Here is a 25,094-nt window from a genome sequence, read left to right on the forward strand (position 1 = left end):
CGTTTTCTCCTCAGGCCGCCAGCTTTGCCGCGGCCACGGCGACGCCATGTTGGTCGAAAACCAGGATGTGACGCGGGTCGATGAACACTTCGACCACGTCGTCGGTCTCGAAATCGCGGATGCCATGGGTCAGCATCACCCAGCGCGCGTCGGCAAAATCAAGATGGATGAAGCTTTCCGAGCCGGTGATCTCGGTGATGGTGACCTTTGCCCGCACCGGCACGGCACTCGCATTCGGCCGCTCGAGCGACAGATGGTGCGGCTGGAAGCCGATCGTGTAATTGCCGTCGGCAATGCCGACAAGTTCCGGCGGCACCGGCAGCTTGACGCCGCCCTCCAGCAGGAAATCGGGCCCGTTCTTGGCCAGCACGATCGTGTTGAGCGGCGGATCGGCGAAGGTCCTTGCCGTCACCAGGTCGACCGGTTTGCGGAACACCTCGATGGTCGGGCCGAACTGGGTGATGCGGCCTTGCGACAGCGTCGCCGTGTTGCCACCGAGCAGCAGCGCCTCGTGCGGTTCGGTCGTGGCATAGACGAAGATGGTGCCGGCGGCGGCGAATATCCTCGGCAGTTCTGCGCGCAATTCCTCGCGCAGCTTGTAGTCGAGATTGGCGAGCGGCTCGTCTAGCAGCACCAGGCTTGCGTTCTTGACGATGGCGCGCGCCAGCGCGGTGCGCTGCTGCTGGCCACCGGACAGGCTGAGCGGCGTGCGGTCCAAATAGGGCGTCAGCTTGAGCAGGGCAGCGGCTTCACGCACCTGACTGTCGATCTTGGCCTTCTCGACGCCCGCTACCCGCAGTGGCGAAGCGATGTTTTCGTAGACGCTCATCGCGGGATAGTTGATGAACTGCTGGTAGACCATGGCAATCTTGCGCTTCTGAACAGGCTGTCCGGTGACGTCCTTGCCGTCGAACCAGACCGAGCCGGAAGTCGGCGCGTCGAGGCCGGCCATCAGCCGCATCAGGCTGGTCTTGCCGGACAGCGTCGGCCCGAGCAGCACGTTCAGCGAGCCATGCTGGAGCGTCAGCGACACGTCGCGGATATGCTCCACCGCGCCGACCGTCTTGGTGACGTTCCTCAGTTCCAGCATGATGCCTCCTCCCAGGCCTTGTGCATCAGCAGCCCTTCATTCCGCGGCCGCGACGTGGCGGCGACTTATGCCGCGCATGAATTCATCCAACGCCGCCGTCTGCTCGCGGCTGAAATGCAGGCCGCGCTTGGTCCGGCGCCACAGCACATCTTGCGATGTGACGGCCCATTCGTTCTCGACGAGGTAGCGGACCTCGGCCTCGTAAAGGTCGGCGCCGAAATTGCGGCCGAGGTCGGCATTCGATTTGGCAAGGCCAAGCAGCAACTGCGCGCGCGTGCCGTAGAGCCGCGTGAGCCGGCGCGCCAAACGCTGGTCGAGAAAGGGATAGGCGCTCTTCAGCCTCGCCACTTGCGCATCAAAACCGGTCGCCGCGAAATCGCCGCCCGGCAGCGGCGCATTTGCCGTCCACGGCTTGCCGCGCCTGCCGAGAAAGCCTTCGATCTTCTCCAGCATCGATTCCGACAGCCGGCGATAGGTGGTGATCTTGCCGCCGAACGTGTTGACGATCGGGGCTGTGCCCTCGCCGCCATCGGCCTTCAGCACATAGTCGCGGGTGGCCTCCTGCGCCTTCGAAGCGCCATCGTCATAGAGCGGACGCACGGCCGAATAGGTCCAGACGATATCCGAACGCTTGACGGGTTGGGCGAAATACTCGCTTGCCGCGGCGCAGAGATAGTCGATCTCGGTGTCGCTGATCTTCACGTCGTGCGGATCGCCGGGATAGTCCTGGTCGGTGGTGCCGATCAGCGTGAACTCGTCCTCATAAGGAATGGCGAAGATGATGCGGCCATCCTTGTTCTGGAAGAAATAGGCGCGCGGATCGTCGAATTTCTTCGCGATGACGATGTGACTGCCCTGCACGAGGCGAACATTGTGCACATCGTTGAGGCCGACGACGCCGGAAAGCACATGATCGACCCAGGGGCCGGCGGCATTGACCAGCAGCCGCGCCTTGACCTCTTCGGTCTCGCCGGTCCGCAGATTTTCGATCCTGATCGTCCACAGCCCGCCTTCGCGGCGCGCCCCGACCACCTTGGTGCGGGTGCGGATGGTGGCGCCCCGGTCGGCGGCGTCACGCGCGTTCAGCGTCACCAGCCGCGCATCGTTTACCCAGCCATCGGAATATTCGAAGGCCTTCTTGAACAATGGTTTCAATGGCTTGCCGGCAGGGTCTGTGGTCATGTCCAGGGTCCTGGTCGCCGGCAGCAATTTGCGCCCGCCAATATGATCGTAAAGGAAAAGGCCGAGCCTGATCAGCCAGGCCGGACGCAGGCCCTTGGCATAGGGCAGCACGAAGCGCATCGGCCAGATGATGTGCGGCGCGTTCTTCCACAGCACCTCGCGTTCCATCAGCGCTTCACGCACTAGGCGGAATTCGTAGAATTCGAGATAACGCAGGCCACCATGGATCAGCTTGGTCGAGCCTGAGGAGGTTCCGCTGGCGAGATCGTCCATCTCGGCAAGAAATACCGAAAACCCGCGGCCGGCGGCATCACGGGCAATGCCGCAGCCATTGATGCCGCCGCCTATGACGAAAATGTCACGGATCGAAGATGCGTCCACCAAGTCCTCCAACAATTTCGCAATGCACCATTTGGCTCTTTTGCGAAACCGTGGCGGGATTATTTCGAACTCATAACGAATGTCAAACGAAATATCACAAGGCCGTGAAAGCGCTACAGCATCCTCAATCGAGCGAGGTTTCGATCAGTTGAACCTCGGCCTCCTGGCAGATCTTGCGCACCGATGGGATATCGCAGCGGTCGGTGATGAAGGTGTTGACCTGCGACAGATGGCCGATGCGAACCGGCGCCGTGCGCTCGAATTTGGTCCGGTCGGATACCAGGATGACGTGCCTGGCATTGGCGATGATGGCTTGCGCGACCTTGACCTCGCGGAAATCGAAATCGAGCAAGGCGCCGTCATGGTCGATTGCCGAGGCGCCGATGACGGCGTAGTCGACTTTGAACTGCCTGATGAAATCCACCGCCGCCTCGCCGACGACGCCGCCATCCGAGCCGCGAACCACCCCGCCCGCGATCACCACCTCGATCGAAGGATAAATGCGCATCCTGTTGGCAACATTGATGTTATTGGTGATGACCATGAGGCCGCTGTGATCCAGCAGCGCCTTGCTGACCGACTCCGTCGTGGTGCCGATGTTGATGAACAGCGAGGCGTTGTCCGGGATCAGCCTGGCGGCCGCGCTGCCGATCGCCTCCTTCTCCTCGGCGGCGATCTTGCGCCTGGCTTCGTACTCCATGTTCTCGATGCCGGAAGGAAACAGGGCGCCGCCATGGATGCGCGACAGCAACCGCTGGTCGCAAAGATCGTTGAGGTCCTTGCGGATGGTTTGCGGCGTGACGTTGAAGTGGGTGGCCAGATCGTCGACCAGAACGCGGCCATGATCCTTGGCCATTTGGACGATTTCGGCATGGCGCGGCGACAGATACATCTGAAGACCTTCTGCTTTCGTTTTTCTTGACCATAGACGAAAACGAAAGCAATGAAAAGGCGTGAGCCGGCTAATGGAAACCACATGATAGCAAAGGCAAACTTGGTCGCAGTTCCGACTCAGCCGGTTCAGGTTAGTCCGCGCGCGATTTCGGTGATCGGGGCAAAAGCCGAATCGACATCCGCCGCGGTCGCCTCGAACTGGCCGACCTGGAAGCGGATGGCGACGCGCCCGTTCACCCTGGTCTGTGTCAGGTAGATGCGTCCGTCATCATTGATCGCATTGACCAGCCGGAGATTGTGCTCGTCGGCATCCGCTCCATTCGCCTTGTGCCGGAACGAAAACAGCGACAGCATTGGCTCGGTGACGATCTCGAAATCCGGCTCGTCGGCCAGGCGCGCTGCCAGGCCTTCGCTCCAGGCGACGTGGTTGCGGATCATCGTGCGCAGGCCTTCCAGTCCATGCGCGCGCAGCAGGAACCACAGTTTCAGCGCGCGGAAGCGACGGCCGAGCGGCACCGACCATTCGGAATAATTGATGATGCCGTCATGACCGTGCGTCTTCAGATAATCCGGCTTGATGGCGAGCGTCCTGACATGGCTTTCGGGGTCGCGCAGGAACTGGATCGAGCAGTCGAACTGCGCGCCAAGCCATTTGTGCGGGTTGAAGACGATAGAATCCGCCTGCTCCACACCGGCCCAGAAATGCCGGTATTCCGGGCAGATCATCGCCGATCCCGCCCAGGCGGCATCGACGTGAAGATAGACCCCGTGGCGTTTGGCGATCGCGGCGACGCCGGCGATATCGTCAGTGCCACCAGTGCTGGTGCCGCCGACGCAGGCGATGATACCCGCCGGCAGCAGGCCTGCCTTCTTGTCGGCGACGATTGCCGCCTCGAGGGCCGCCATGTCCATGGCGCGAAAGCGGCCGGCAACCGGAATGCGCACGAGATTGTCCTCGCCGATGCCGGCTACCCAGATCGCCCGGTCGATCGAGGTATGCACCTGATCCGACGAATAGACGCGCAACCGCGCCTGCCCCGTCAGGCCCTTTTTGTTGCCTTGCCAGTCGAGCGCGCGTTCGCGCATCGTCAGCACCGCCGCCAGCGTCGCCGAGGAAGCAGAATCCTGGATGACGCCGGAAAAACCTTCCGGCAGGCCGAGCGCCTGGCGCATCCAATCGACAGTCCGCGTTTCGAGTTCCGTCGCTGCCGGCGAGGTCTGCCACAGCATGCACTGCGCGGCCATCGCAGAGACCAGATACTCAGCCACCACAGAAACTGGTGCTGCGTTGGCCGGAAAATAGGCGAAGAAGCGGGGATGCTGCCAATGCGTCATCCCCGGCACGATCTTCTCCTCGAAATCGGCGAAGATCCTGTCCATCGGCTCCGCGTCTTCAGGCGGCGACGCTTCTATGCTCCTGAATATGTCGCCGGGCTCGATCCGAGGCCGCACCGGGCGCTGGCGCAGCGTTTCGCGGTAGTCGGCGCCCCACTCAGCGACCCGCCGCGACCATTGCCGGAAATCATCACTGTTCATCCTGTCCTCCCGACATGATCGCTTCACCGGCGCCCTTCGCCCGGTTTTCAAAACGACTGTTAAACTTTTGCAACCACCGGAGAAATCCGGCACGTCCTTATCCCGGGAAATCCGGCAGACTGGCAAAGGCCGTCTTCAAGGCGCTCGACCAGCCGTCGGAGATCGTGCGGTAGTACGGGTCGTCATGGCCGATCCGCTTCTTCAACCCTACCTGGAAGGCGTCCTTTTCCAGGAAGAGCAGATCCAGCGGGAGCCCGACCGACAGGTTCGACTTCAGCGTGGAATCGAACGACACCAGAAGCAGCTTCACGGTCTCCGCGAGACTCATCGACCGGTCATAAGCGCGGATGATGATCGGCTTGCCGTATTTGGTTTCGCCGATCTGGAAAAAGGGCGTGTCATCCGTCGATTCGATGAAATTGCCCTCGGGATAGATCATGAACAGGCGCGGTGCGCTGCCCTTTATCTGGCCGCCCAGGATAAAGGAGGCGTTGAAGTAGGAATCGGCCTTGTCGCCGGCGGGCGAGGCATGTGCGATGACGTCCTTGACGGTTTCGCCGACCAGCCGCACCGTCTGGTACATGGACGGCGTTTCGAGCACTGCCGCGTGCCGTTCGCCAACCGCCTTGGTGCGCTCGTCGAGCACGCTGATCACGGCTTGCGTCGTCGCCAGATTGCCGGCCGACATCAGCACGATGACGCGCTCACCGGGGTCTTCCCAGACATGCATCTTCTTGAAAGTGGAGATCGAGTCCATGCCGGCATTGGTGCGCGTGTCCGACATGAACACGAGCCCGCGATCGATCTTGAGGCCGACGCAATAGGTCATGGTTTACTCTTCCGGCAGCGAACCCTAAAAGCGCGTCGCGTCGGAACGGATCCATGCGGCGCGCTGAGGTCCTTGTTTTCATGCATGTCGTCACCCAAACCAAGGTGGCGTTGGACGACCTGCATCAGGTGATTACTGCTCCACCGTGACGGTGACGGCAAGCCGCTCTTGCGCCTGTCCCAGCAGAATCCCCGAAACCGGCGACGCATCGCGATAGTCGCGCCCCGTCGCCACTCTCACATAGCGCTCATCAGGAGAGATACCGTTGGAGGGGTCGAAGGCAACCCAGCCGAGGCCCTGAACATGCGCTTCGGCCCAGGCATGGCTTGCCGCCTGCTCGATGGCCGCGTCCATCATCAGATAGCCGCTGACATAGCGTGCCGGGAAACCCATGGCGCGCGCGGTGGCGGCAAAGATATGGCTATGATCCTGGCAGACCCCGGTTTTCAGCGCGAGGGCCTCTTCAGCCGGGGTCGTCGCATTGGTGATGCCCGGCGCATAGGCGACCCGCTCGGAGATGATAGCCATCAGACGGTGCAGTCTCTCGATATCGGTGCCCTTGCCGACTGTCTCGGCGAGTGCGCGAATGCCATCGCCTATCATGGTCAAAGGCGTCTCCTGCGCGAACAGCCAGAGCGGCGCGAACCCCTGATGCGGCCCACAAACGCCCGATGTATCGCGCGTCACCACCTCGCCTGATGCCTCGACCGTGATGAAATCATGGTCACCCTCGACGCTCAACAATCGGGTCTCATTGCCGTAGTGGTCGGCAAATCGCACTTCCTCGCGCGCGCCTTCCACCTCCACGGCCCAGGACAGCACCGTCTGCGTCCGCCCGCTCACTGGAAGCAGCCGTAGCCGCTGCAGCAGGTACTGCACCCATGCGTCGTAACGGTATTCGGTCCGATGGGTGATCTTGAGCCGCATGGCCTCCTCAATAGAACCTGTAATCCTGCGCGATCTCGTCGCCGAGCCTGGTGTTGTCGCGAATGAAGCCGGCAAGGAATTCATGCAGGCCGGCGTCGAAAATATCCTTGATCGAGCCTGCCCGCAGCATGGCCTGGGTTTTTTCCGCCGTTGCATGGCAGGCATGGCGCTCGCCATAGTCGTCGCCGAGAAACTTCAGGTGCTCGGCCAGGAAGCGATAGCAGAAGGTGAGCGATCGCGGCATGCGCACATTGAGAATCAGGTAGTCGGCGATGTTGGTCGGCTTGTAGTCGGCGTCGTAGACCCAGCGGTAGGAACGGTGCGCCGATACCGAGCGCAGGATCGATTCCCACTGGTAATTGTCGAGCGTCGAGCCGACCCAGGAGATCGACGGCAAGAGGACGTAGTACTTCACGTCGAGGATGCGCGCCGTATTGTCGGCGCGCTCGACGTAGGTGCCGAGCTGCGAGAAATCGAAGATCTCGTTGCGCAGCATGGTGCCGTAGAACGAGCCGCGGATCAGCGCCGTTTCGCGCTTGATCGCATCGAGCACGTTTGGCAGGTCACGCTCGTCGATCGGCCTTGCCAGCATGCGCTTCAGCGCCATCCAGGCCTCGTTGATGCTTTCCCAGGTCTCGCGCGTCAGCGCGGTGCGCACCATGCGGGCATTGTTGCGTGCAGTCTCGATCGACGACATCGTGCTCGACGGGTTCGACGTGTCGCGCAAAAGGAAGTCGGCTACATCAGCCGCCGTATAGTCCTGATACTTCTGCGTGTATGCGACGTCGGAGCCGGCGCTGAGCAGCACCGAATTCCACTCTTCCGACGCGCTCTGCGTGCGCGTCAGCGCCATGCGCAGGCCCGCATCGACCAGACGCGCCATGTTTTCCGCACGCTCGATATAGCGGTTCATCCAGTAGAGCCCGTTGGCGGTGCGGCCGAGAAGCATGGAATGGCCCTTCGGGCTAGTGAGTAGTTATTAGTGAGTAGTTATTAGTGAGTAGCGAATAGTAAGCAATTGAATCTCAATGGAATATGGCATTTCCCGTCCCCTGTACTGCCTACTGACTATTCCCTACTCACTCATCTCAATCATCCAGCACCCAGGTATCCTTCGTGCCGCCGCCTTGGGAGGAATTGACCACCAGAGAGCCCTCCTTGAGCGCGACGCGCGTCAGCCCGCCCGGCACGATCTGGATGCGGTCGGAGACCAGCACATAGGGCCTCAGATCGACATGGCGTGGCGACAGGCCCTTTTCGGTCAGGATCGGACAGGTCGAGAGCGCCAGCGTCGGCTGGGCGATGTAATTGGACGGCTTGGCCTGCAGCTTCGTGGCAAAGTCCTGGCATTCCTTCCTGGTCGCCGCCGGTCCGACCAGCATGCCGTAGCCGCCGGAACCGTGCACTTCCTTGATCACCAACTCATCGATGTGTTCGAGCACGTACTTCAGGCTGTCCGGCTCCGAACAGCGCCAGGTCGGGATATTGCCAAGGATCGCCTTGCGGCCGGTGTAGAACTCGACGATTTCGGGCATGTAGGAATAGATCGCCTTGTCGTCGGCGATGCCGGTTCCCGGCGCATTGGCGATCGTGATGTTGCCGGCCCGGTAGACATCCATGATGCCGGGCACACCAAGCGCGGAATCTGGACGGAAGGTCAGCGGATCGAGGAAGGCATCGTCGACCCGGCGATAGAGCACGTCGATCTGCTTGTAGCCTTCGGTCGTGCGCATCGCGACATGACCGTCCACCACGCGCAAATCCTGCCCCTCGACCAGTTGCACGCCCATCTGATCGGCCAGGAAGGCATGTTCGAAATAGGCGGAGTTGTAGCTGCCGGGCGTCAGCACGGCGATGGTCGGCGTGCCCTTGGCGTTCTGCGGCCGCACCGCCGCCAGCGACTGGCGCAAAAGCTGCGGATAGTTCTCCACCGGCCGCACCTTGATCTGTTGGAACAGCTCGGGGAAGAGCTGCATCATCGTCTCGCGGTTTTCCAGCATGTAGGAAACGCCCGATGGGGTGCGCGCATTGTCCTCCAGCACGTAGAACTCGTTTTCGCTGATGCGCACGATGTCGACGCCGATGATGTGGGTGTAGACGCCGGCGGGCGGCCTGACCCCGATCATCTCGGGCAGGAAGGCTTCGTTCCTGGCGATCAGGTCGCGGGGAACGCGTCCGGCCCGCAGGATTTCCTGGCGGTGATAGATATCGTCGAGAAAGGCGTTCAGCGCCTGCACGCGCTGCTCGATGCCTTGCGTGAGGCGGCGCCACTCATTGCCAGAAATGATGCGCGGAACGATGTCGAAGGGGATAAGCCGCTCGGAGGCTTCCTGCTCGCCATAGACGGCGAAGGTGATGCCGGTTTTGCGGAAGACGCGTTCGGCGTCCTGCATTTTCTCGGTGAGCCTGGCCGGGTCCTGCTCTTTCAGCCAGCGATCGTAAGCCGAATACGGTCTTCTAAGTCCGGAGACCTCCGGAAGCATTTCATCGAACGCTGCCAATCGCATACTCCCCTGTGACGCCATTTCACTGGCGCCGCCGGAGAAAATCAAGCGCAATCGGTGATTTGAGGGATGCGAACCAGCCAGTATATCGCAACTGCCTAAAATCAAGGCAGCAGGAATATGACCTTGATCACACTTTGCCTCGTGCCCGGGCAGGCGAGGACAACAGCTAAAAGGCCCGGAAGGTGACGACGGTGAACGTGTCCTTTATGCCGGGGAGAATCTGCACCTTCTCGTTGACGAAGTGGCCGACATCCTCCTCGTCGTCGACATAGAACTTGGCGAGCAGATCGTAGTTTCCGGCGGTGGAGTAGATTTCCGAGGCGATCTCGGCATCGGCAAGCGCGCTGGCAACCTCATAGGACTTGCCCAGCTCGCATTTGATCTGCACGAAAAACGCCTTCATGGCTCCGTCCTGCTCATACGCACAAGCGGCTCTTCTGGCAGACTGGAGCCGGGCTTTCAAGCGCCGGAATCAAGGCTCAGGCTGCCCGCGCGCGAGCAAAACGCCGATGCGAGACGAATGTTCGCCATCGCTGAAACCATGAAGCGCCGCCAAGCGTATGTTATCATACCTCCTCAATCGCATTTTGAGAGGGTCCCGAGACAAGGGAGACAGACCATGCGCCGCACGCTTTGCGCACTCGCATTCGTTCCCCTCTTCCTGGCATCGTCGGCATTTGCCGGCGAGGCCGAGATCAAGGCGGCACAAGCGGCCATCGACGGCCAGCTCAAGGCTTTCATCGCTGACGATGGTGCCAGCGCCTACAGTTTCGCTGCTCCGAATGTGAAACAGATTTTTCCCACAGTCGAAACCTTCATGAACATGGTGACCAATGGCTACGCGCCGGTGCGCAACCCGCAGAGCTACTCGTTCGGCAAGGTCGAGGAGACGGGCCCGACCTCGATCATCCAGCAGGTGCTGATCGTCGGCCCCGACGGCAAGGACTACGAGGCGGTCTATACGCTGCAGCAACAGCCGGATGGCGCGTTCCAGATCACCGGCTGCAGCCTGCGCGCATCGAATTCGCTGAGCACCTGAGAACGATAGACGTTTACCCGAGCCAAGCTTACCCTTCTACTTGAGATAGCCCAGAAGTACCTGGTTGCGGGTTGGAGGCGTCCTCCGCGGCTTTTTTGCCGCGTTCGATACGTTTCGTCAGCACGAAAAGGAAATTGCCAAGAGCCTCCGCAAACTCCACTGACTGGACAGCTTCAGCCGGTAGGATGTGGGGTTTATCTTTATCGGCGTGTCGAGGATTGTTCGCCCCAAGCCTCACCGAATGCGCCCACGCCCCCATGCTCTCCGTCAGCCTATGGTCCGCAACAGCCCTGTTAATCCGGGTGTAGACACTTCCGTCCTCGTACCCCAGTTCCTTCAGCATCGCGTCAACGGCCGATCCAGCCATAACGGCCGAAGCGTCTGGAGCATGCAAGGTGTCCATGGCCTGCTGGAGAAAGGTGCGGGCGATTGGCGGAATGTCTTCGTGCGCAGATCTAGCTTCCGGGATGAGCTGAACAATCGGTCCTGAATCGCTTTCCTCACCTGCCTTGCCTCTCGCCAGAATTGCGCCGCCACAAGCCGTGCAGAAATAGACACCCCAAACGTAGGATTTTCCACCAAGCTCGTTCTTCACAACACCATGAGTGATCCACCATTGGTCGAACGTTGGATTGGGGGTTGAGCAATGTGGGCAGCGACCTTCGGGCCTGATCGCCTTCCTGAAATACAGCTTTGGGATTTCGAGCGCGATCCGCAGTGCATCAATTTTCGATTGGAAAGGGTCTTCTTCCATCATTTGCAGCGCCAAACATTTGTAGAAACCAATATCCAATCATTAGAGCGTCCACTACACCCTGAGTAGGGGCTGCTGGCGAAATGATCTAGTTATACCAAATTTGATTCGCGGCCTTGACCTCGTCCCACTTCCGCCCCTTGATCCACATCTGCGACCGGAGCCGGCTTATTCAAAAGTGCGGATCGTGAGCCCATGGTCATCAGAGCCGCAAGCAAGCAGGGAGAGGGTAAGGCTCTATAATCCTTTTCAAATGGCCGGAATGTCGCCCTTGGCCCAGCCTTCTGTGATCTCGGCCCCACGCGCCTCGAACGTGCTGGTTTCGACCGCAGCCCGGATGTCCTGCATCAGCTTTTGGTAATAGGAAAGATTGTTCCAGGTCAAAAGCATTGCGCCGAGCGCCTCCTGCGAGCGCACCAGATGATGCAGGTAGGCGCGGGAATAGTCGCGCGCCGCCGGGCAGTCGCTCTCCTCGTCGAGCGGGCGCGGATCGTCGGCATGGCGGGCGTTGCGCAGATTGACCTTGCCGCGCCTGGTATAGGCAAGCCCATGCCGGCCGGCCCGGGTCGGCATCACGCAGTCGAACATGTCAATGCCGCGCGCCACCGATTTCAGGATGTCGTCCGGCGTTCCGACACCCATGAGATAGCGTGGTTTATCCGCCGGCAGTTCCGGGCAGGTGATGTCGAGCATCTCGAGCATCACCGCCTGCGGCTCGCCGACGGCCAGGCCGCCAACGGCGTAGCCTTTCAGGTCCATCGCAGCCAGGGCCTGTGCCGAACGCACCCGCAAATCGGCCTTGTCGCCGCCTTGCACGATGCCGAACATCGCCTTTCCCGGCTGCTCGCCGAACGCCGCCTTGCAGCGTTCGGCCCAGCGCAGCGACAATTCCATGGCGCGCTCGATTTCCTTGCGCTCCGCCGGCAGCGCCGTGCATTCGTCAAGCTGCATCTGGATGTCTGAATCGAGCAATCCTTGAATCTCAATCGAACGCTCCGGCGACATTTCGTAAGGCGCGCCGTCGATATGTGAGCGGAAGGTGACACCCCTTTCGGTCAATTTCCGAAGCTTCGACAGCGACATGACCTGAAAGCCACCGCTGTCGGTCAGGATCGGATGCGGCCAGCGGGCGAATTCGTGCAGACCGCCAAGCTTCGCCACGCGTTCGGCGCCGGGCCGCAGCATCAAATGGTAGGTATTGCCCAGGATGATATCGGCGCCGACGCCGCGCACCTGATCCATGTACATCGTCTTGACCGTGCCGCCGGTGCCGACCGGCATGAACGCCGGCGTGCGGATTTCGCCGCGCGGCATGCTGATCAAGCCGCGCCGCGCCTTGCCTTCGGTCGCCAGCACCTTGAAGGTGAACGTCTCAGCCATTGAATTCCTTGTCGTGTGCCGGTGCGTCCGGAGCCTGTTCGTCCAGCGACTGGCGGTAGTGGATGCAGCCGCGCATGAATTTTGGCCAGGGCGGCACGGCGATTGCCGGATCGATCTTCTCGGGCAGCAGGTCCCACAAATCGGGATGATGCCAGCAAAGATCGTGCCCCGATGCATCGCGATGCTGGCGAATGCCGGCGCGCAATTTTTTGACTTCGGCGATCAAACTGTCGCGGTCCAGCCTGTCGAGGTCATCGTCCATCGCTCATCTCCGCTCGATACAGCAGGCTTGCATCTCCGTAGGAGTAGAATCTGTAATCGTGCTCAATGGCATGCGCATAGGCGGCGCGCATCGTCTCGAGGCTGCTGAAGGCCGAAACCAGCATGAACAGCGTCGAACGCGGCAGATGGAAATTGGTCATCAGCATGTCGGCGGTGCGAAAACGGTAGCCGGGCGTGATGAAGATGTCGGTCGGCCCGGACCAGGCAGCGAGCATACCATCCTCTCGCGCGGCGCTTTCCAGCAGGCGCAGCGAGGTCGTACCGACGGCAATGATGCGCCCGCCCCGCGCCTTCGCTGCATTCAACGCGTCGGCAGTTGCCTCGCTGACCGAGCCGATCTCCGCATGCATCTTGTGATCGGCGGTGTCGTCCGCCTTAACCGGCAGGAACGTGCCGGCGCCGACATGCAAGGTGACGAAGCGGCGCTCGATGCCCTTGGCGTCGAGCGCGGCGAACAGCTCCGGCGTGAAATGCAGGCCCGCCGTCGGTGCTGCGACGGCGCCTTCCTCCCGGGCATAGATGGTCTGGTAGTCGGCCCGGTCGCGCTCGTCGTCGTCGCGCTTCGAGGCGATATAGGGCGGCAGTGGGATGTGGCCGACCGCATGCAGCGCCTCGTCGAGGAAAGGGCCCGACAGGTCGAAGCCGAGCAGCGCCTCGCCCGCCTCGCCCTTTTCGATCACCGTGGCGTCAAGCTGGCCGAGGAAGCACGAATTGCCGTCATGGCCGAAATGGATACGGTCGCCGACGGCAACGCGCTTGCCCGGCCGCATGAAGGCCAGCCAGCGGTCAGGCGCCATCCGCATGTGCAATGTGGCTTCGACCTGCGCCGCCGCCTCGCCGCGCCGCCTGATACCTTTGAGTTGCGCCGGGATGACCTTGGTATCGTTGAAGACCAGCACGTCGCCGGGCCGGAGCAGGGAAGGCAGGTCGCGGACCGCCCGGTCCGAAAACCCCTCGCCCGGCCTGACCACCAGCATCTTTGCGCTGTCGCGCGGCTCTGCCGGGCGAAGCGCGATACGCTCTTCCGGCAGGTCGAAATCGAACAGATCGACACGCATCAGAAGAGCCTGATAAGCAGCGCCCCGGCCAGAAGCAGCACCGCGCCGGCCACGCGGCCGAGCGAGATTTCGCGAACCGCGACGCCGAGGAACCCGACGCGGTCGATCAGCATGCCCGCCAGCAACTGGCCCGCCACCAGGAACGCCATCAGGGCGGCGGCGCCGATGCGTGGCGTCAGGATGGTGGACAGCGTGACGTAGAAGCCGCCCAGCATGCCGCCGGCGATGAACAGCCAGGGCGCGGGCGCCTTCCAGTCGAGCGAGATGCCTTGCAGTCTCACCACCGCGACGGCAATGATGCCGAGCACGATGGCTCCCGACAGGAACGAAAACGCAGCCGCCGCGACCGGGAGCCCCAGGCCGCGCGCCAACTGCGAATTGATCGGCGCCTGAATGGCGATGAAGGCGCCCGACAGGATGCCGAGAAGCGACCAGACGACGCCCATCATTGTCCTGTCGCCTTACTTGACGTCGGCCGCGACCTTCAGCGACACGATCTTGTCGGGATCCTGCACCGGCTCGCCGCGCTTGATCTTGTCGATATTGTCCATGCCTTCGATGACCTGGCCCCAGACCGTGTACTGGCGATTGAGGAAGGCTGCATCGTCGAAGCAGATGAAGAACTGCGAATTGGCCGAGTTCGGATTCTGCGAGCGCGCCATCGAGCAGGTGCCGCGGCCGTGGTTGGCATTGGAGAATTCGGCCTTGAGATCCGGCTTGTCGGAACCGCCCATGCCAGCGCGAGAAGGCGCGAAAGAGGGCTTGCTCGAATTGCCGAACTTGACGTCGCCGGTCTGCGCCATGAAGCCCTCGATGACGCGGTGGAAGACCACGCCGTCATAGGCCCCTTCGCGGGCCAGTTCCTTGATGCGGGCGACATGGCCGGGCGCCAGGTCGGGAAGCATTTCGATGACGACCTTGCCCTTGGTCGTTTCCATGATGAGCGCGTTTTCGCGGTCCTTGATGTCGGCCATGTCTGATATCCTTTTCAAAAAACAGAACTATTTGTCGGCGGCGATACGAACCTTGATCATCCGGTCGGGATCGGTGACCGTGCCGTTGTCGGCCTCGTCGCCCTTCTTGATGTGGTCCACCAGTTCCATGCCGCTGACGACATTGCCCACGATGGTGTACTGGCCGTCGAGCGGCGGCGCCGGCGCGAACATGATAAAGAACTGCGAGTTCGCGGAGTTCGGATCCTGCGAGCGTGCCATGCCGACCACGCCGCGCTTGTAGTGCTCGGTCTGCGAGAATTCCGCCGGCAGGTCCGGCAGGTTGGAGCCGCCGGTACCGACAGCCTGGGCGTTGAAGCCCTTGTTCATGTTGCCGAATTTGACGTCGCCTGTCTGCGCCATGAAGCCGTCGATGACGCGGTGAAAGGCGACGTTGTCATAGGCATGCTCACGCACCAGCTTCTTGATCTGCGCGACATGCTTGGGCGCGAGATCGGGACGCAGCGCAATGGTCACGTCGCCGTCCTTCAACGTTATGATCATGGTGTTTTCCGGGTCGGCGGCATAGGCCGAGACCGATGCGGTCACGAGGCCGGCAAGCACGACGAGGAACGAGGCGAGCTTTTTCAGCTGCATGGTCTTCTCCGAGAAACCTATTTTGCGAATTTAGCGGTGAGCGCACCGGCAACGGCGGCCGGCACGAAGGGGCGGATGTCGCCGCCCATCGACGCAATCTGGCGCACAAGTGTGGCGGTAATGGTTCTGACCGAGGGGCTGGCGGGCAGAAACACCGTCTGCAGCTCCGGCGCCATCGTTTCGTTCATGCCGGCCATCTGCATCTCGTAGTCCAGATCGGTACCGTCGCGCAGGCCGCGGATCATGATCGAGGCGCCCTGTTTCCTGGCGGCGTCGATGACCAGCCCATCGAAGGCGACCACCTTGATGCGCGCGCCATCGCGGCCGAATTCGGCCTTGGTCGCGGCCTCGATCAGTCCGACCCGTTCCTCGAACGAAAACAGCGGCTTCTTGCCGGGATGAATGCCGATCGCCGCATAGACGATATCGGCCACGGCCAGCGACGCCTTCAGCACGTCGAGATGGCCGTTCGTCAACGGGTCGAAAGAGCCGGCATAAAGGGCAATTCGTTCGGTCATGCCGGTGCTTCTAACGGGCGCGCGGACGGAAGGCAAATCTCATTGATGCGATCCCCTTGAACCTTTTTGCAGGGATGAACGACAGATGAATGCGCCGATCACGAACGCTTCACGCAGCGTTCACTACCTTGCCCCTTTAAGAAGATGAAACCAAAGTCCCATCTAAGCGTTGTAGAGCGCAGGAGAATACGCACATGCTGATCTACATGCTCGCCACTGCAATGACCGTCGCCATGCTGATCGCCACTGTATTCGGGCTGCATCAGGAGGCCCAGCGCGTCCGCATCAAGACCAACGCCAAACGCTTCGAAGGGTTCGGCCCCCGCAAGCCCCACCGTCACTATTGAATTAGCCTGAATTTGTTGCGATGCGCCGGCCGATTGGCCGGCGTTGCCATGTCTGGGCCAAGCCAGACTTATTGCGCATCATCCGGGCCGGCATCCGCCGCCGGATCGATCTCGGCACCAACCTCGACGATTTCTTCCTCGTCCGATTGCGGCTCGGAAATCCGCTCGACCGAAACCACTTTCTCGCCTTCCGCCGTGTTGAAAATGGTCACGCCCTTGGTGGCGCGGCTGGCGAAGCGAATGCCATTGACCGGCACCCGGATGACGGTACCGCCGTCGGACACCAGCATGATCTGGTCGTCATTGCCGACCGGGAAGGTCGCCACCAGCCTGCCGATCTCGGCCGTCTTCGACACGTCGGTGGCCCGAATGCCCTTGCCGCCGCGTCCGGTCAGACGGAAATCATAGGACGATGAGCGCTTGCCGTAGCCGTATTCCGTCACCGTCAGCACGAACTGCTCATGCGCCTTGAGGAACTCATAGCGCTCGTCTGACAGCTCCGCCTCCTCGCCGACCTCTTCGTTGGTCAACGCGATCTCTTCCTCCTCGCCTGCCGGGATGCCGGCGGCCAGGCGCCGTTCGGCCACCACGCGCTTCAGATAGGCGGCGCGTTCAGCCGGCGGCGCATCGACATGCTCGATGACGGCCATCGAAATGACGCGATCCGTTTCGGCCATGGCGATGCCGCGCACGCCGACCGAGTTGCGGCTCTGGAAGACGCGCACGTCGCCGACGGAAAAGCGGATGCACTGGCCGGAGCTGGCGGTCAGAAGCACGTCGTCATTGTCGGTGCAGGTCTCGACGCCGAGAATCTCGTCGCCCTCCTCCTCCAGCTTCATGGCGATCTTGCCGTTACGGTTGACCTGGACGAAGTCGGAGAGCTTGTTGCGCCGCACCGTGCCGCGCGTGGTGGCGAACATCACGTCGAGCTCGCCCCAGCTCGTCTCATCTTCCGGCAACGGCATGATTGTGGTGATGCGCTCGCCCTGCTCCAGCGGCAGCATGTTAATCAGCGCCTTGCCGCGCGACTGCGGATTCCCGATCGGCAGGCGCCAGACCTTCTCCTTGTAGACGATGCCGCGCGAAGAGAAGAACAGCACCGGCGTGTGGGTGTTGGCCACGAACAGGCGGGTGACGAAATCCTCTTCCTTGGTCGACATGCCCGAGCGACCCTTGCCGCCGCGGCGTTGCGCCCGGTAGAGCGACAATGGCACGCGCTTGATGTAGCCGGAATGGCTCACCGTCACGACCATGTCCTCGCGCTGAATCAGGTCCTCGTCTTCCATGTCCGCGCCGCCTTCGCTCAGCTCGGTGCGGCGCGGCGTGCCGAACTCGTCGCGCACGGCCGCGAGCTCGTCCTTGACGATCTGCTGGACGCGGGCGCGGGACGACAGGATATCGAGATAATCGACGATCTCGGCGCCGATCGTGTTCAACTCGTCGGCGATTTCGTCACGGCCAAGCGCCGTCAGGCGCTGCAGGCGCAACTCCAGGATCGCGCGCGCCTGTTCCTCGGACAGATTGTAGGTGCCGTCCTCGTTGATGCGGTGGCGCGGGTCGTCGATCAGGAGGATCAGCGATTCGACGTCGCCGGACGGCCAGCGCCGCTCCATCAACTGCTCGCGCGCGGTCTGCGGATCCGGCGCGGTGCGGATCAGCTTTATCACTTCATCGATGTTGGCGACGGCGATTGCGAGGCCGACCAGCACGTGGGCCCGGTCGCGCGCCTTGCGCAGCAGGAACTTCGTGCGCCGGGTGACCACCTCCTCGCGGAAGGACACGAATGCCCTCAGCATGTCGGTCAGCGTCAGCAGTTCGGGCTTGCCGCCATTCAGCGCCACCATATTGGCGCCGAATGAGGTTTGCAGCGGCGTGAAGCGATAGAGCTGGTTGAGGATGACGTCGGCCACCGCATCGCGCTTCAGCTCGACGACGACCCGATAGCCCTGGCGGTCGCTCTCGTCGCGAATGTCGGAAATGCCCTCGATGCGCTTGTCGCGCACCAGTTCGGCCATCTTCTCGATCATCGACGACTTGTTCACCTGGTAGGGAACCTCGGTGATGATGATCGATTCGCGGTCATTGCCGCGGGCCTCGATGTTGACCTTGCCGCGCATCACGATAGAGCCGCGGCCGGTCGAATAGGCGCTGTAGATGCCGGAGCGCCCGAGCACGATGCCGCCGGTCGGGAAATCCGGCCCCGGAATGATTTCCATCAGCGCCGGCAGGTCGATGGCCGGATTGTCGATAATCGCGATCGCGGCGTTGCAGACTTCGCCCAGATTGTGCGGCGGGATGTTGGTGGCCATACCGACGGCGATGCCGCCCGAGCCATTGACCAGCAGATTGGGAAAGCGCGCCGGCAGAACCTTCGGCTCGCTGCCGGAAGCATCGTAAGTGTCCTGGAAATCGACCGTATCCTTGTCGATATCCTCCAGCAGTTCATGCGCGACCTTGGTCAGCCGCGACTCGGTGTAGCGCATGGCCGCCGGCGGATCGCCGTCGATCGAGCCGAAATTGCCTTGCCCGTCGATGAGCGGCACGCGCAGCGACCAGTCCTGCGCCATTCGCACCAAGGCGTCATAGATAGAGGCGTCGCCATGCGGATGGTATTTACCCATCACGTCGGCGACCGGGCGCGCCGACTTCACATATTTGCGGTTCCAGTGATAGCCGCTCTCATGCGCGGCGAAGAGAATGCGGCGATGCACCGGCTTCAGGCCATCGCGCACGTCGGGCAGCGCGCGGCTGACGATCACGCTCATGGCGTAATCGAGATAGGAGCGCTGCATCTCCTCGATAATCGAAATCGGCTCGATGCCGGTGGGGCCGCCGTCGGCGCCGCGCGGTGTTTTTTGGTCGGTCAAATCGGATCACAATCTAAACAGGAATCACTTGCCGTATATATAGGAAGCGCGGCCGAAACTCCAATGTCGACGGCACTTTTCCAGTGTCGATTTTGGCGGTGATTTCAAAAGGATACCGGTGATTGCGACGATATGGCCGAGATGCTTTTCGGAGCCATCGACGCAAAGGCCCGCCATCTCGTGTTAGCGGCGGCCCGCGCGACGGGCGCGATAGCTGCCGGGTGTCTCCCCCATTTCACGCCGGAAGCGGCGATTGAAAGTTGACAGGTCGTTGAAGCCCGCCTCGAAGGCGATCGTCGAGATCGCCTTGTCCGAAGCGTGGAGCCGCACTGCTGCCCGGTGCAGCCTGGTCCTCAGCAGAAACCGGTAGGGGGTCATCCCGGCAATCTGCCGGAATGTGCGCAGGAAATGATACGGACTGGTCGCCGTCTCCCGGGCCAGCACGGCCAGCGAAAGTGGCTGATCGGCATCGATCTCGATACGCCGAACCGCCTCTGCGACCCGTTTCTGATCCCGGCGGCTGGGTGTCCGCGTCTTCTTGGTGTGCCCTGAGCCTGCGGCGACTGCTGCGCCGGCAATGCGCAAGCCGAGTTCCTCGAAAGCAGCGGTTTCGGCCACATCGCGCGCGGCCTCCGCTTCGGCCAGCAGCGGCATCAGCGCCGGCAAGGGCGGCAGGCGCGGCGCCTCGAAAGCCAACGTTCTGGCGCCCGGTACGCCCTCCACGATCCGTTCCATATAGGCTGGACTGAAATGAAAGGAGAGGCAGCGGTCGCCGGCGCCGTGCTCGTGGCCGCATTCGTAGCATGTCCCGGGATTGCCAAGCAGGACAGCGCCTGGCGCGAGCATCGCGGTGCCTTGGCTGCTGCGATAGCGGAAGGTGCCACCGGTCACCGCGGCGATGCAGAATGTCCGGTGCTCTTCCTCGAACGGTCGGTCGTCGGCGCCCGCCGTGCACACCACGTCCGACACCTGCCAGCCTGGCCCCGAGGCAATGATCCTGTCACTCGTCGTCATGGCCCGAAAGATAGCAATTTTTCCCAAGCGAAAAACCCTGCGTCGGCCTATCGCTCGCAGTCTCCTGACAGCATGAAGGCACAGTCATGACCGACTACCCCTCCTTTGCCGAAGTCCTGCACAGCGACGGGCCCGCCCCCCGTCTTGCCGAGAATTTGGATCTCTACGGCCGCTTCGTCGGCGCCTGGACTTTCGATGCCAACCGTCATCTGGAAGACGGCACCGTGCTGACCGGACGCGGCGAAGTGCATTTCGGCTGGGTGCTGGAAGGCCGCGCGATCCAGGACGTCTGGATCCTGCCCGCGCGCGATGCCGGCCCCTCGCCCTCTCTCGGCCAATGGACCTTTTATGGCACAACCTTGCGCGTCTATGATCCCGGCGCAAACGCCTGGCATATTTTCTGGAGCGATCCGCGCAACCAGTATTACAGCCGCCAGCTCGGCCGCGCCGAAGGCGACACGATTGTCCAAGTGGGCGCCGACGGCACCGGTTCCTCGGTACGTTGGAGCTTTTCACGGATCACGGAAAATTCCTTCCGCTGGCTCGGCGAGCGCTCGCACGACAATGGCGCGACATGGCGGCTCGAAGTGGAGTTCCTGGCGCGGCGCTCTGACCGTACCTGATCAAGCAAGCCGCAACGCAAACTCAGGCATTCCCTAGCGTTCTTTCGCGTCTCCCTCGGCCCAGCCGGCCTTCGCAGAGTTCGCGAGCCGCCTCTCCCCGGCCGGTTTCCTCCGTCCCTGCTTTGCTCTACCAATGTCGGGATGCGGGCTCGGCCCGGCGGGAGGGGTGAGAAATGCCGAGTTTCGACAGCCTGTTCAACGCCTTCGTCACCATTCTGGTGACCATCGACCCGCCGGGGCTGGCGCCGCTGTTTCTGGCGATAACGCGCGGCATGAACCGCGAGGAGCGCCAGCAGGTCTCGGTCCGCGCCTCGGTCATCGGCTTCCTGGTGATGGCGCTGTTCGCGGTTGCCGGCGCCTCGATCCTGTCGGTGTTCGGCATCACGCTGCCGGCCTTCCGCGTCGCCGGCGGGTTCCTCTTGTTCTTCATCGCTTTCGAAATGGTGTTCGAGCGCCGGCAGGACCGCAAGGAGAAGATCGGCGACGTCGCCATCACCAAGGACATGATCCACAACATCGCCGCCTTCCCGCTGGCGATTCCGCTGATCGCCGGTCCCGGTGCGATTTCGGCGACCGTCCTGCTTTCCGGCTCGTTTCAGGGTTTTGGCGCCCAGGCGGCACTGGTCGGCATCATCTTCGTCTGCCTTGCCATCACCTATCTGGTGTTCGTGCTGTCGGAGCGCATAGACCGCATCCTCGGCCAGACCGGCCGTTCGATCCTGACCCGCCTGCTCGGCGTCATCCTGGCAGCGCTTGCCGTGCAGTTCGTGGCCGATGGCATCAAGGCGCTGATGGCCTCATAGGCCGCTTATTTTGCCGTCGTGTCGATAATTTCGAAATCGTGGGTGATCGCGGCGGTCTTGGCCATCATGGCAGAAGCCGAACAGTATTTTTCGATCGAGAGATCGATCGCCCGTTTGACCTTGTCGCGCGACAGCGCCCGGCCCTTGACGATGAAATGCATGTGGATGCGGGTGAAAACCCTGGGGTCGGTTTCTGCCCGGTCGGAATCGAGCTCGACTACGCAGTCCTCGATCGCCTCGCGCCCCTTTTCGAGGATATGGACCACGTCATAAGCTGAGCAGCCGCCCGTGCCGATCAGCACCAGCTCCATCGGGCTCGGCCCCGGCGTCCTGCCTTCAGGGCCGAACGCGGTTCCAAGCACCAGTTTGTGGCCACTGCCGGACTCGCCGACGAAGGTGCGCTCCTCCACCCATTTTACCCGTGCTTTCACTGAATGTGCCTCTCCGCTGGAATCAACAGACCGCCACGCGCCGCGCGGCGGTCAAGGAATAATGCCAATCCGTTTTTTCTCAGAACGGGATTTCGTCGTCCAGCTCGCGCGAAGAACCGCCGCCGCCCTTGGAACCGCCGCCGCCACGATTGAAGCCTTCGTTCGGGCCGGACTGGCCGAAATCGGAACCACGGCTGCCGCCGCCGGAATAACCGCCGACCTGGCCGCCCTCGCCCTGGCCGCGCGCGTCGAGCATCTGCAGCTCGCCGCGGAATCTCTGCAGCACGACTTCCGTCGTGTATTTGTCGGCACCGGTCTGGTCTTGCCATTTGCGTGTCTGCAACTGGCCCTCGACATAAACCTTCATGCCCTTCTTCAGATACTGCTCGGCAACCTTGGCGATGCCCTCATTGAAGATGACGACATTGTGCCACTCGGTCTTTTCCTTGCGCTCGCCGGAATTCTTGTCGCGCCAGCTTTCCGATGTTGCGATGCGGATGTTGACGACCGGCTCGCCCGAATTCAGGCGGCGGATCTCCGGATCCGCCCCGAGATTGCCGACCAGAATGACCTTATTGACGCTACCCGCCATGACACTTCTCCGCGCTCGTCCGAAACAAATTTTTGTCGCAGCACCTTACAGGTTGCGCACACCCGTTGCCTGCTGCGGCTGCCTTTTCCCACAAGGTTTTTGTTCTCTTTTCGTTCCTATATGCATCGCCGCTCATTGTCAAGGATTGGCAGCAATGCCGGAGCCGCCAGCTTCCTTTCATATGGGCCGCAAAAGACCGCTTGCCAAATCGATAAGTATCGACTTATGCTTTCATCATGATCGAAGCGGAAATTTTCCGGGCGCTGGCGGATCCCACCCGACGCGCCGTCTATGAACGCCTCGCCACCAGCGAGATGACGGTGTCGCAACTGCGCACCGGCATGACGGTGTCGCAGCCGGCTGTGTCGCAGCACCTGGCCGTGTTGCGCGGCGCAGGCCTGGTGGTCGAACGGCGGGCGGGCCGCAACGCCTATTACCGCGCCGATCCGCAAGGGCTCGATCCGCTGCTCGGCTGGATCGAACGCTACCGGACGTTCTGGCCCGAGCGCATCGAAAAACTGAAGGCGGTTCTCAAGGACATGGACCAATGACGCACGCATCAGTGACCGACGAAAGCCATGCGCGGACCGCTCCCGACGCGATCGAGTTCGAGTGCGATCTTCCCGAGCCGCCGGAAAAGGTATGGCGGGCGCTGACCGTGCCCGAATTGCTTGCGGCCTGGATGATGCCCAACGACATCAATCCTGAGATCGGCAGCAATTTCGCCTTTGCCGGGCCGGATGCGCCGATCGAATGCGAGATCCTCGATGCCGAGCCCGGAAAAAGGCTTCGCTACTCCTGGCGGGAACAGCCGCGGCCGGACGAGGAACGGGACCCGCTCGACAGCATCGTCACCTTCACGCTCGCCCGCACCGTTTCGGGCGGCACGCATCTGCATATTATCCATGAAGGCTTTGCCCGTGCGGCGACATCCGCCGCCAGGCCCATGGTGACCATGGCAGGCGCCGGCTGCCGGCTTTCATTCGCTGCGAGCGCCTCCGGCCGCCGCCCCGCCGCCAATTCACCTTGCCTTCTGCAGCGCGCCGCTTGACCGGCCGACACATGAAAAACGGAGAGAGACGATGACCGGTTTTGCCAATCTGGTGCCGATGGTGATCGAGCAGTCGAGCCGCGGCGAGCGCGCCTTCGACATTTTCTCGCGGCTGCTGCGCGAGCGTATCGTCTTCATCAACGGCGAGATCAACGACGGCATGTCGGCGCTGGTCTGCGCCCAGCTTCTGTCGCTGGAATCGGATAATCCCGACAAGGAGATCTCGCTTTACATCAACTCGCCTGGCGGCGTGGTGACCAGCGGCTTCGCCATCTACGACACGATGCAATATGTCAGCTGTCCGGTGTCGACGGTGTGCATGGGCTTTGCTGCCTCGATGGCTTCGTTCCTGCTGATGGCTGGCACGCCGGGACGGCGCATCGCGCTGCCCAACGCCAGCCTCGTCCTGCACCAGCCGCTGGGCGGCTTCCAGGGTCAGGCATCGGACATCCAGCGTCACGCCGAAGGCATCCTGCGCACCAAGCGGCAGATGACCGAACTCTATGCGCGTCATTGCGGCCGCACCTATGAAGAGGTCGAGCGCACGCTCGACCGGGACTATTTCATGACCGCCGAGGAAGCGAAGGCCTGGGGTCTCGTCGATCATGTCTACGACACCCGCAAAAAGGCGGCGTGACCGGCACAAGCACGATGAATTGAGCCGCGACGGCCCCGCCGTCCGGCGATTTGATGACCGCCGGTCTGGCCACCTCGACGGGGCGACGCTATAACCGGCCGATGATCGACTGCCGCTCATTCCGACCCCAGCGTCTTGCCGTCACCATCGTGGCCGGAGTGCTCATGCTGGCCGGCGGCGCCCTTGCCGGCGACAGCCAGAAAGGCAGCCTGCCCGGTGTGGCCGGCGATTATCGTATCGCCAAGCCGGCCCCGCAGCCCGAGCCCGATGACGCCTTCCCCGCCAATGGCAACGGCCAGTTCAAGATCGGTGATACCGATGTCAGGATTTCCGGCAGCATCACGGTCGACATCGGCGCCGGCGGGATCAAACCGCCGCGGTAGCTGACATGTCGCGGGCCGTCAGTACCTGCGCGTTCCGCCAAAAGAGCAGCCCCGCCGTGCTTCTAGCAAACGGGCGGGGCTTTTCTGGATCTATAATCCAATCTTTCGCCGGGAATGTTTTACCGGCTTTCGATTTCGGATGCTTCGCGGCGTTCAGCCGACGATCCGACCAGTAGTCTCTGATTTTGGTGCATCCGGCAGGGTCACATCGGAAGGCGCTTGCGTCTCCCTGGCATTTGTGCCTGCCGCGGCTCCAATCACTGCTGGAGCCTCAAGGGACTGTCCGGTGGCGTCATGCTCCACTCCTGTGTCCATTGCGACAATCGTCGTCAGAAGCACTGATCGCGTTAGCCCGCGGCGTCTCGCAGTCGGCCTTTGGG

Annotated in this window: 29 protein-coding genes; 8 read left to right on the forward strand and 21 right to left on the reverse strand. The window is 62.1% G+C overall.

Annotated features, from left to right (window positions below):
• Positions 1–10: 10 nt before the first annotated feature.
• The 9 genes from LB533_RS22320 to LB533_RS22360 all read right to left on the reverse strand — a co-directional run bounded on the left by LB533_RS22320 (position 11) and on the right by LB533_RS22360 (position 9,749).
• Positions 11–1,090, reverse strand: a complete 1,080-nt coding sequence (locus LB533_RS22320; RefSeq protein WP_140638228.1) for an ABC transporter ATP-binding protein — start codon at positions 1,088–1,090, stop codon at positions 11–13.
• 36 nt (positions 1,091–1,126) lie between these two features.
• Entirely contained in the window at positions 1,127–2,653 is a 1,527-nt protein-coding gene (gene glpD, locus LB533_RS22325; RefSeq protein WP_224678243.1) for a glycerol-3-phosphate dehydrogenase, read from the reverse strand.
• Positions 2,654–2,777: 124 nt separating this feature from the next.
• Positions 2,778–3,545: a DeoR/GlpR family DNA-binding transcription regulator gene (locus LB533_RS22330; protein ID WP_140515319.1), complete on the reverse strand. Its 768-nt coding sequence runs from the start codon at positions 3,543–3,545 to the stop codon at positions 2,778–2,780.
• Positions 3,546–3,673: 128 nt separating this feature from the next.
• The gene (locus tag LB533_RS22335) at positions 3,674–5,083 is read right to left on the reverse strand and encodes a pyridoxal phosphate-dependent decarboxylase family protein (RefSeq protein ID WP_140638230.1); all 1,410 of its coding nucleotides are present in this window, start codon (positions 5,081–5,083) and stop codon (positions 3,674–3,676) included.
• 97 nt (positions 5,084–5,180) lie between these two features.
• Positions 5,181–5,912, reverse strand: a complete 732-nt coding sequence (locus LB533_RS22340; protein WP_140638231.1) for a peptidase — start codon at positions 5,910–5,912, stop codon at positions 5,181–5,183.
• 132 nt (positions 5,913–6,044) lie between these two features.
• Positions 6,045–6,839 (reverse strand): transglutaminase domain-containing protein, encoded by a 795-nt coding sequence (locus tag LB533_RS22345; RefSeq protein WP_224678244.1) that lies wholly within the window; start codon positions 6,837–6,839, stop codon positions 6,045–6,047.
• 7 nt (positions 6,840–6,846) lie between these two features.
• Positions 6,847–7,788, reverse strand: a complete 942-nt coding sequence (locus LB533_RS22350; RefSeq protein WP_140638233.1) for an alpha-E domain-containing protein — start codon at positions 7,786–7,788, stop codon at positions 6,847–6,849.
• A gap of 139 nt (positions 7,789–7,927) precedes the next feature.
• Entirely contained in the window at positions 7,928–9,340 is a 1,413-nt protein-coding gene (locus tag LB533_RS22355; protein ID WP_181169266.1) for a circularly permuted type 2 ATP-grasp protein, read from the reverse strand.
• Positions 9,341–9,512: 172 nt separating this feature from the next.
• Positions 9,513–9,749, reverse strand: a complete 237-nt coding sequence (locus LB533_RS22360) for an Lrp/AsnC family transcriptional regulator (RefSeq protein ID WP_010909609.1) — start codon at positions 9,747–9,749, stop codon at positions 9,513–9,515.
• 216 nt (positions 9,750–9,965) lie between these two features.
• Between LB533_RS22360 and LB533_RS22365 the strand changes: the two genes are divergently transcribed.
• Positions 9,966–10,385 carry a DUF4864 domain-containing protein gene (locus LB533_RS22365; protein WP_140638235.1) on the forward strand — a complete coding sequence of 140 codons (420 nt, stop codon included), beginning with the start codon at positions 9,966–9,968 and terminating at the stop codon, positions 10,383–10,385.
• 28 nt (positions 10,386–10,413) lie between these two features.
• Here LB533_RS22365 and LB533_RS22370 read toward each other — a convergent pair whose 3' ends face one another.
• The 8 genes from LB533_RS22370 to coaD all read right to left on the reverse strand — a co-directional run bounded on the left by LB533_RS22370 (position 10,414) and on the right by coaD (position 15,966).
• Positions 10,414–11,178: a DUF4145 domain-containing protein gene (locus tag LB533_RS22370; RefSeq protein WP_140638236.1), complete on the reverse strand. Its 765-nt coding sequence runs from the start codon at positions 11,176–11,178 to the stop codon at positions 10,414–10,416.
• A 210-nt stretch (positions 11,179–11,388) separates the two neighbouring features.
• Positions 11,389–12,519, reverse strand: a complete 1,131-nt coding sequence (gene tgt / locus LB533_RS22375; protein WP_140638237.1) for a tRNA guanosine(34) transglycosylase Tgt — start codon at positions 12,517–12,519, stop codon at positions 11,389–11,391.
• Positions 12,512–12,781 carry a hypothetical protein gene (locus LB533_RS22380; protein WP_140638238.1) on the reverse strand — a complete coding sequence of 90 codons (270 nt, stop codon included), beginning with the start codon at positions 12,779–12,781 and terminating at the stop codon, positions 12,512–12,514. The genes tgt and LB533_RS22380 overlap by 8 nt, the downstream gene beginning before the upstream one ends.
• Positions 12,771–13,859, reverse strand: coding sequence for a tRNA preQ1(34) S-adenosylmethionine ribosyltransferase-isomerase QueA (queA, locus tag LB533_RS22385; protein WP_140638239.1), 1,089 nt, complete (start codon positions 13,857–13,859; stop codon positions 12,771–12,773). The genes LB533_RS22380 and queA overlap by 11 nt, the downstream gene beginning before the upstream one ends.
• Positions 13,859–14,308 (reverse strand): DMT family transporter, encoded by a 450-nt coding sequence (locus LB533_RS22390; RefSeq protein WP_140515312.1) that lies wholly within the window; start codon positions 14,306–14,308, stop codon positions 13,859–13,861. The genes queA and LB533_RS22390 overlap by 1 nt, the downstream gene beginning before the upstream one ends.
• A gap of 12 nt (positions 14,309–14,320) precedes the next feature.
• Entirely contained in the window at positions 14,321–14,833 is a 513-nt protein-coding gene (locus LB533_RS22395) for a peptidylprolyl isomerase (protein ID WP_140638240.1), read from the reverse strand.
• Positions 14,834–14,860: 27 nt separating this feature from the next.
• Positions 14,861–15,355: a peptidylprolyl isomerase gene (locus LB533_RS22400; RefSeq protein ID WP_224557239.1), complete on the reverse strand. Its 495-nt coding sequence runs from the start codon at positions 15,353–15,355 to the stop codon at positions 14,861–14,863.
• 110 nt (positions 15,356–15,465) lie between these two features.
• A complete protein-coding gene (gene coaD / locus LB533_RS22405) occupies positions 15,466–15,966 on the reverse strand; it encodes a pantetheine-phosphate adenylyltransferase (protein WP_140638242.1) in 501 nt (166 codons plus the stop codon).
• A gap of 194 nt (positions 15,967–16,160) precedes the next feature.
• Between coaD and LB533_RS22410 the strand changes: the two genes are divergently transcribed.
• Entirely contained in the window at positions 16,161–16,313 is a 153-nt protein-coding gene (locus tag LB533_RS22410; RefSeq protein WP_140498827.1) for a hypothetical protein, read from the forward strand.
• Positions 16,314–16,381: 68 nt separating this feature from the next.
• On the opposite strand, the gene gyrA is transcribed toward LB533_RS22410, so the two are convergent.
• Together gyrA and LB533_RS22420 are read right to left on the reverse strand one after the other, a co-directional pair.
• A complete protein-coding gene (gene gyrA / locus LB533_RS22415) occupies positions 16,382–19,180 on the reverse strand; it encodes a DNA gyrase subunit A (protein WP_140498829.1) in 2,799 nt (932 codons plus the stop codon).
• 183 nt (positions 19,181–19,363) lie between these two features.
• Positions 19,364–20,194 carry a helix-turn-helix transcriptional regulator gene (locus LB533_RS22420; RefSeq protein WP_140638243.1) on the reverse strand — a complete coding sequence of 277 codons (831 nt, stop codon included), beginning with the start codon at positions 20,192–20,194 and terminating at the stop codon, positions 19,364–19,366.
• 86 nt (positions 20,195–20,280) lie between these two features.
• On the opposite strand from LB533_RS22420, the gene LB533_RS22425 reads away from it, so the two are divergent.
• Positions 20,281–20,817 carry a hypothetical protein gene (locus LB533_RS22425; RefSeq protein WP_140638244.1) on the forward strand — a complete coding sequence of 179 codons (537 nt, stop codon included), beginning with the start codon at positions 20,281–20,283 and terminating at the stop codon, positions 20,815–20,817.
• Positions 20,818–20,990: 173 nt separating this feature from the next.
• The gene (locus LB533_RS22430) at positions 20,991–21,620 is read left to right on the forward strand and encodes a MarC family protein (protein ID WP_140498833.1); all 630 of its coding nucleotides are present in this window, start codon (positions 20,991–20,993) and stop codon (positions 21,618–21,620) included.
• Between the two features lie 5 nt (positions 21,621–21,625).
• Here LB533_RS22430 and LB533_RS22435 read toward each other — a convergent pair whose 3' ends face one another.
• A complete protein-coding gene (locus LB533_RS22435) occupies positions 21,626–22,051 on the reverse strand; it encodes an OsmC family protein (protein WP_140638245.1) in 426 nt (141 codons plus the stop codon).
• A gap of 79 nt (positions 22,052–22,130) precedes the next feature.
• Positions 22,131–22,643, reverse strand: a complete 513-nt coding sequence (locus tag LB533_RS22440) for a single-stranded DNA-binding protein (protein ID WP_140638246.1) — start codon at positions 22,641–22,643, stop codon at positions 22,131–22,133.
• Between the two features lie 236 nt (positions 22,644–22,879).
• Here LB533_RS22440 and LB533_RS22445 point away from each other — a divergent pair, with 236 nt between their 5' ends.
• The 4 genes from LB533_RS22445 (at position 22,880) to LB533_RS22460 (ending at position 24,714) form a co-directional block, all read left to right on the forward strand.
• On the forward strand, positions 22,880–23,194 hold the full coding sequence (locus tag LB533_RS22445) for an ArsR/SmtB family transcription factor (RefSeq protein ID WP_140638247.1): 315 nt from the start codon (positions 22,880–22,882) through the stop codon (positions 23,192–23,194).
• A complete protein-coding gene (locus tag LB533_RS22450) occupies positions 23,191–23,694 on the forward strand; it encodes an SRPBCC family protein (RefSeq protein WP_140638248.1) in 504 nt (167 codons plus the stop codon). Before LB533_RS22445 ends, LB533_RS22450 begins: the two co-directional genes overlap by 4 nt.
• Positions 23,695–23,725: 31 nt before the next feature.
• Positions 23,726–24,331, forward strand: coding sequence for an ATP-dependent Clp protease proteolytic subunit (locus LB533_RS22455; RefSeq protein WP_140498846.1), 606 nt, complete (start codon positions 23,726–23,728; stop codon positions 24,329–24,331).
• A gap of 101 nt (positions 24,332–24,432) precedes the next feature.
• Positions 24,433–24,714 carry a hypothetical protein gene (locus LB533_RS22460; protein ID WP_140638326.1) on the forward strand — a complete coding sequence of 94 codons (282 nt, stop codon included), beginning with the start codon at positions 24,433–24,435 and terminating at the stop codon, positions 24,712–24,714.
• Positions 24,715–25,094: the final 380 nt, after the last annotated feature.

Source organism: Mesorhizobium sp. BR1-1-13 (assembly GCF_020165515.1).
GTDB lineage: Bacteria > Pseudomonadota > Alphaproteobacteria > Rhizobiales > Rhizobiaceae > Mesorhizobium.